Below are 5,460 nucleotides of genomic sequence, written 5' to 3' on the forward strand. Positions count from 1 at the left end.
AGCCCAGTAATGGGTGGAGTTGACCGGTACTAATAGGCCGAGGGCTTGTCCTCAGTTGCTCGCGTCCACTGTGTTGTTCTGAAACAACGACCCCCGCCGATACGGGTGGGTGGCGGACAGTTTCATAGTGTTTCGGTGGTCATAGCGTGAGGGAAACGCCCGGTTACATTCCGAACCCGGAAGCTAAGCCTCAAAGCGCCGATGGTACTGCAGGGGGGACCCTGTGGGAGAGTAGGACGCCGCCGAACAATTCTTCTGAGAAGCCCCGCCCGGGTCACCCGGGCGGGGCTTCTCGCATTTCCGGGGAAGCCACGACGGGGGAGTGGGACATGGGGGACCGGAAGCGTCTTGCGGCTCTTGCGGCTGCGGTGGCGGTCGTCGCCGCCGGCCTGGGCGTGCGGGCGGTGGCCGGCGGGGAGCCGGCGAAGTACGCGGGCGATGCGCTCTACACCGTTCTCGTCCAGACGCTGGTGCTGATAGTTGCACCGCGGACCAGGCCCGGTCGGGCCGCCGGGTTGGCGCTGGCGCTCAGCTGGGCCGTCGAGTTCTTCCAGATCACCGGGCTGCCGGCCCGCTGGTCCGCGGAGAGCACGGTGGCGAGGCTGGTGCTGGGCTCGACCTTCAATGGGCCGGATCTGCTCTGGTACGCGGTCGGCGCGGGCTGCGGATGGCTGGTGCACCGGGCGTTGTCGTACCGACGTGGCACGATGCCTGCGATGCGGACGGTACGAGCGGTACGGGCGGGGAGGCCGGATGAGTGAGTGGCGACGCTTCGAACGTTCCGGTGCCGGGGCGACCGAGTACCGGGAGATCCGTCAGGAGGGCATCCGGTGCTTCCTCACCTGGGGCACCGAGGGCGGTGCGGGCAAGGGGAGCACGTCCGTCCTGAACGACGAGGCGGCTGCCGTCCGGCATGCCGGACGCAAGGTTGCGGAGTGGCAGCGCAAGGGATTCGCGGAGGCCGTCCGCCTGGCGGATCCCGTGGCGGCTCGGCCCGAGCCGGTGCTCGACGTCCTCGCCCGACCGACCGGACCGCATGCCGCGCGGCTGGACTTCCTCCCGGTCGACGGCGTCGACGAGGTGTACACCCGGGTCGTCTCGCCGGGACATCCCCGCAGCTGGCACGAGTACCTGGTGCTGTCCGACGCGGGGATGCGCGCGGTGCGGTTCGCCGTTCAGGCGGGCGCGCACGCTTCGGCGGCGGTGTCGGTCTTCCTGAGGTTCCTCGGTGCGAACCGCGGCCTGGCCTTCGACGGGCGGTCGCACCACAAGGTGCTGCTGCCCGAGCCGGTTGCCGGATTCGGCCACGCCCTGCTCTGCGCTCCGCCGCTCGGGCCGTACGGCAACCATCCGGTCCTGCGCGGACGGGTGGCGACGGCGTTCCCGATCCATGACTGCGAGATCGGGGACGCGGACACCGAGGTGCTGGTGGACGCCCGGATCCACGGCCACGGCTCACTGCCCTCCACGGACTGGGCCCGCGAGCCGAGGGCCGTGGTGGACCTCCGGTTCGACGTCCGGCCGAGCTGGTACCGGCCGTCGAGGAGCTTCAAGGTCTTCGGCCGATCCGATCTCGACCGGCTGCTGGGACAGCTGGCCGATGCGGAGCCCGACAGCCGGCTGGAGGTCAGGTCCTTCCGCGGCGAGGTACTGCTTCTGACGCCCGGGCAGGCGGTCGATCCGGCCGTTGTGGCACGCCATCTGACGGGGTGACCGGAGCGGCCGGCCGTCAGATCCCGCGGGCGCCGTCGAGGCTCTCCCGGATGATGTCGGCGTGGCCGGCGTGCCGGGCCACCTCTTCGATCATGTGGAGGAGCACCCAGCGGAGGTCGCGGTGGGCGAGCTTCGGCCAGGCGCAGGGCGCGTCGAGGTCGAGGGCGGCCACGACGGCGCGGGACGCTGCGATCTGCTCGCGGTAGTAGGCGAGCATCCCCGGGACGGTGTCCTCCTCGCCGATGCGGAAGTCCTCGGCATCGGTGTCGGCCTCGACCTCGGGCCACTCGCCGGGGAAGGACCGTCCGGCGGTGATGATCTGGAACCAGCGGCGCTCCCAGAGGGCGTTGTGCTTCACGAGCCCGAGCAGGGTGAGACTGCTGGCGGTCGGCGCCCTGCGCGCGTCCTCCTCCGACACGCCCTCGACCTTGCGGATGAGCGCATCGCGCTGCTTGTCCAGGAATTCGCAGAGGGCGTCCCGCTCCACGGAGGAGGTGATCTGGGTGTCCGTCATGCCGGACACCCTAGTGGGCGGACGCTCCGTGTACCGGCGCACCGTCAGAGGGACTGCGGGACGGCGGTGAGCTCGCCGCCCGCACTGCCCGTGTTGACGACGCCCTCGGGCTCGACGAGCAGCGCGGCGACCTCGCCGTCCGCGCGCGGGCAGTGCTCGACTCCGCGGGGGACGACGTACAGCTCGCCCGGGCCGAGCTCGACGTCGCCGTCGCGCAGCTGGATGGTGAGCCGGCCGTCCAGGACGAGGAAGAGCTCGTCGGTGTCCTCGTGGGTGTGCCAGACGAATTCGCCCTGCACCTTGACCAGTTTGATCTCGTAGTCGTTGAGCCGGGCCACCGTCCTGGGGGACCAGTGGTCGGCGAAGAGGGCGAGCTTCTCCTGCAGGTTGATCTTGCGCGGTGTGTCCATGGGGGCACTCTGCGCGGTTCGCCGGCGATCGGCAAGGACGTTTCGCCCCGGAGGGAACGGAGCGGTGGAACACCGCAGGGGGCGCCCCGGTCCCCCGGAGCGCCCCCTGCCGACGGGCAAGCGATCAGCGGGCCGCGCGGCGCTCGGCCTTCGCCGCGGCCTCCGCCTCGTCGGCGGCCTCGGCGGCCTCCGGGGTCGGCGCGGTGCCGCCGAGGTGGGCCGGCAGCCACCAGGAGTCGTCGAACCCGGCCGGGTGGGCGGGGTACTCGCGCTGGGCGCGGTCGAGCATCTCGCCCATGGCCGCGCGGAGCCGGCGGGTGACCATGACGGGCTTGTCCTGCGGGGTGAGCTCGATCGGCTCGCCGATCATGATGGTCACCGGGACGTGCCGCTTGGTCAGCGTCTTCGGGCGGCCCTTGGTCCACAGCTGCTGGGTGCCCCAGAGGATCACGGGCAGCAGCGGGGTGCCGGACTCGGCGGCCATGCGGGCGGCGCCGGTCTTGAACTTCTTCAGCATGAAGGAGCGGCTGATGGTGGCCTCGGGGAAGACGCCGACGATCTCGCCCTCGCGCAGGGCCTTGACCGCGGCGTCGTAGGCGGGCTGGCCGTCGGAGCGGTCGACGGAGATGTGCTGCATGCCGCGCATCAGCGGACCGGAGATGCGGTGCTTGAAGACGTCGTCCTTCGCCATGAACCGGGTCAGCCGCTTGGCGCCGCGCCACGGGCCGAGGCCGGCGAAGATGAAGTCGAGGTAGCTGATGTGATTGCTCACCAGCACGGCGCCGCCCGTCGCCGGCACGTGCTCGGCGCCGACGACCGAGAGGCGCACGTCGAGCGCCTTGAACGCGGTCAGCGCCGCACGGATCACCGGCGGGTACACGAACTCAGCCACGGTCAGCCCTACTTCCCTTCGGGCCTGCTGCCCGGTCCGGTGGTCCCGGGGCAGCCGGGCCGACCGGTGAGGCGCGGCACGCCGCGGCGGCCACGGGTGTTTCAGCCCGATGATCCCCCGAAGGCGGGTCCGCTGTCACGCGGCCGCGTCCGCGGGGCGGATTTCGGCGGCGAGTCGTATCTCACGTGAGACCTGCGTCTCATCGGGAACCCGGCGCCCGCGGCCGCTGCCGGGCCCGTGGCAGCGGCCGCGGCGGTTGCTCAGGCGCTGCTGCCCAGCCGCGAGGTGCCGCGGCGCAGCAGCAGGTACATCTCGCAGCCGAGGCAGTAGCCGAAGGCGGCGTTGAGGAAGGCGGCGGCCAGGGCGCAGGCGGTCGCTCCGGTGGCGAGCCAGGTGCTGCCGGTGAGGTGGCCGAGGAGTCCGACGAGGGCGAAGCCGAGGCCGACCGCCTGGGCGAAGCGCGGCGGGCGGGCGTCCTCGGTCTCCTGCGGCGGCCCGAGGCGGGGGCGGACGACGGTCCGGTAGAGCAGTCCGTAGGGGGAGTGCTGGACGCCGGCGAAGGCGCCGACGGCGAAGACCGCGGCCTGGACGGCGAGCAGCACCCAGCTGCCGGTGACGAGGGCGGCGGCGAGGACGAGCGAGGTGAGGACGGCGGCGAAACGGGGGCCGCGTGGGTCGATCGACAAGGGGTGGCTCCTGGGCGGGTGGCTGGCGGTGACCGGGGCCCGCGGACGGGCGGGCGGGTCAGCGACAGCGCGAGGCCGTGGCCCGGCACAGGTCGACCACGCGGCGCACGGTCAGCCGGAGCGGTCGGGGGTCGGGGAGGTCCACCCGGCCAGGGTAAGGGGCGCGGTGCCGGCCGGTCGAGTCCGTCCCGAACGGTGGTCGGCGGCCGGATCCGGGGCCGCGGTGGCGGTCGGCGGGCGTGCGGGGCGGGGGCGGGTGCGGCCGTCCGAGGCGCGGGACGCGGTTGGGGCGCCGGTGCCGGGGGGCGCACACTGGAGCGATGACCGGCGTGTGGGTGTGCGGTGCGGTGCTGGTGCTCGCGAGCGTCTTCGGGCTCGTCCGGGCACGGCGGGACGGGAGGCTGCGGGTGCGGGCGAAGGACGACGCGGTGCGGCTGTCGCCGGCGGAGCTGGGCGGGGAGCTCGGCGGCCGGGCGACGCTGGTGCAGTTCTCGACCGCGTTCTGCCAGCCGTGCCGGGCGACCCGGCGGGTGCTCGCCGAGGTGGCGGACATGGTCGACGGCGTGTCGCACGTGGAGATCGACGCCGAGGCGGAGCTGGAGCTCGTCCGGCGGCTGGACATCCTGCGGACCCCGACCGTGCTGGTGCTGGACGCCTCCGGTCGGGTGATCCGCCGGGCGGCCGGTCAGCCCCGGCGCGCCGATGTGATCGCGGCGCTGGGCGAGGCCGTCTGAGGCCGCTGCGGCCCGGGCCGCGAGGGGCGCTGAGGTGAGGCTCGAGCGCGGCCGATCATGGTTCTGGTTGTCAAGGCCGCCAATCTCACAGCGGATCTGCCGCCCGGTCAGGTGGTAGCGGGCGCGGGCTGGGGCAGGATGGGGCGCAGACGGCGGTGCAGCCGTTCCGGAGCCGGTCCGCGCCTGGGTGCGACGGCGGCGACGGGGCGCTCGGCCGGGGCTCGGCAGCGCTAAGCTACTGGCCAGTAGTGACGGCAAAGCTACTGGCGAGTATGCTGCCAGGACGTTCCGGGCGGGCACAGGAATACGCGGCCCGCGTGGGCCTGGAGAGTGGCGTTCCGCCCATCTGCACCGCTGCAGCCGCCGGACAGGACCAGTACAGGAGACAGGCCGTGAGCTTGAGGATCGTTGTCTGTGTGAAGTACGTGCCCGACGCGACCGGTGACCGTCGCTTCGCGGACGACACCACCACCGACCGGGAGGGCGTGGACGGCCTCCTGTCGGAGCTGGA

Annotated in this window: 7 protein-coding genes, 1 rRNA gene and 1 pseudogene; 5 read left to right on the forward strand and 4 right to left on the reverse strand. The window is 72.7% G+C overall.

From position 1 onward, the window contains the following. The first annotated feature begins 131 nt into the window (after positions 1 to 131). The 3 genes from rrf (at position 132) to ACFV0G_RS34230 (ending at position 1,713) form a co-directional block, all read left to right on the forward strand. Positions 132 to 248: ribosomal RNA gene (gene rrf / locus ACFV0G_RS34220) — 5S ribosomal RNA — on the forward strand. Between the two features lie 81 nt (positions 249 to 329). After that, positions 330 to 761 (forward strand): DUF2809 domain-containing protein, encoded by a 432-nt coding sequence (locus ACFV0G_RS34225; protein WP_380556394.1) that lies wholly within the window; start codon positions 330 to 332, stop codon positions 759 to 761. After that, on the forward strand, positions 754 to 1,713 hold the full coding sequence (locus ACFV0G_RS34230; protein WP_380556395.1) for a hypothetical protein: 960 nt from the start codon (positions 754 to 756) through the stop codon (positions 1,711 to 1,713). Before ACFV0G_RS34225 ends, ACFV0G_RS34230 begins: the two co-directional genes overlap by 8 nt. Positions 1,714 to 1,729: 16 nt before the next feature. Here ACFV0G_RS34230 and ACFV0G_RS34235 read toward each other — a convergent pair whose 3' ends face one another. The 4 genes from ACFV0G_RS34235 to ACFV0G_RS34250 form a co-directional block, all read right to left on the reverse strand. Continuing rightward, positions 1,730 to 2,227, reverse strand: coding sequence for a DinB family protein (locus ACFV0G_RS34235; protein ID WP_380556397.1), 498 nt, complete (start codon positions 2,225 to 2,227; stop codon positions 1,730 to 1,732). Between the two features lie 44 nt (positions 2,228 to 2,271). Beyond that, the gene (locus tag ACFV0G_RS34240; RefSeq protein ID WP_380556399.1) at positions 2,272 to 2,637 is read right to left on the reverse strand and encodes a cupin domain-containing protein; all 366 of its coding nucleotides are present in this window, start codon (positions 2,635 to 2,637) and stop codon (positions 2,272 to 2,274) included. Between the two features lie 124 nt (positions 2,638 to 2,761). Continuing rightward, positions 2,762 to 3,529, reverse strand: a complete 768-nt coding sequence (locus ACFV0G_RS34245) for a lysophospholipid acyltransferase family protein (protein WP_380556401.1) — start codon at positions 3,527 to 3,529, stop codon at positions 2,762 to 2,764. 260 nt (positions 3,530 to 3,789) lie between these two features. Beyond that, a complete protein-coding gene (locus tag ACFV0G_RS34250) occupies positions 3,790 to 4,215 on the reverse strand; it encodes a DUF4395 domain-containing protein (RefSeq protein WP_380556403.1) in 426 nt (141 codons plus the stop codon). A 320-nt stretch (positions 4,216 to 4,535) separates the two neighbouring features. On the opposite strand from ACFV0G_RS34250, the gene ACFV0G_RS34255 reads away from it, so the two are divergent. Next, positions 4,536 to 4,949: a TlpA family protein disulfide reductase gene (locus tag ACFV0G_RS34255; RefSeq protein WP_380556405.1), complete on the forward strand. Its 414-nt coding sequence runs from the start codon at positions 4,536 to 4,538 to the stop codon at positions 4,947 to 4,949. A gap of 392 nt (positions 4,950 to 5,341) precedes the next feature. After that, positions 5,342 to 5,460: pseudogene (locus tag ACFV0G_RS34260) on the forward strand (electron transfer flavoprotein subunit beta); the annotation flags it as partial.

The organism is Kitasatospora sp. NPDC059571 (genome assembly GCF_042735675.1).
Lineage (GTDB): Bacteria > Actinomycetota > Actinomycetes > Streptomycetales > Streptomycetaceae > Kitasatospora.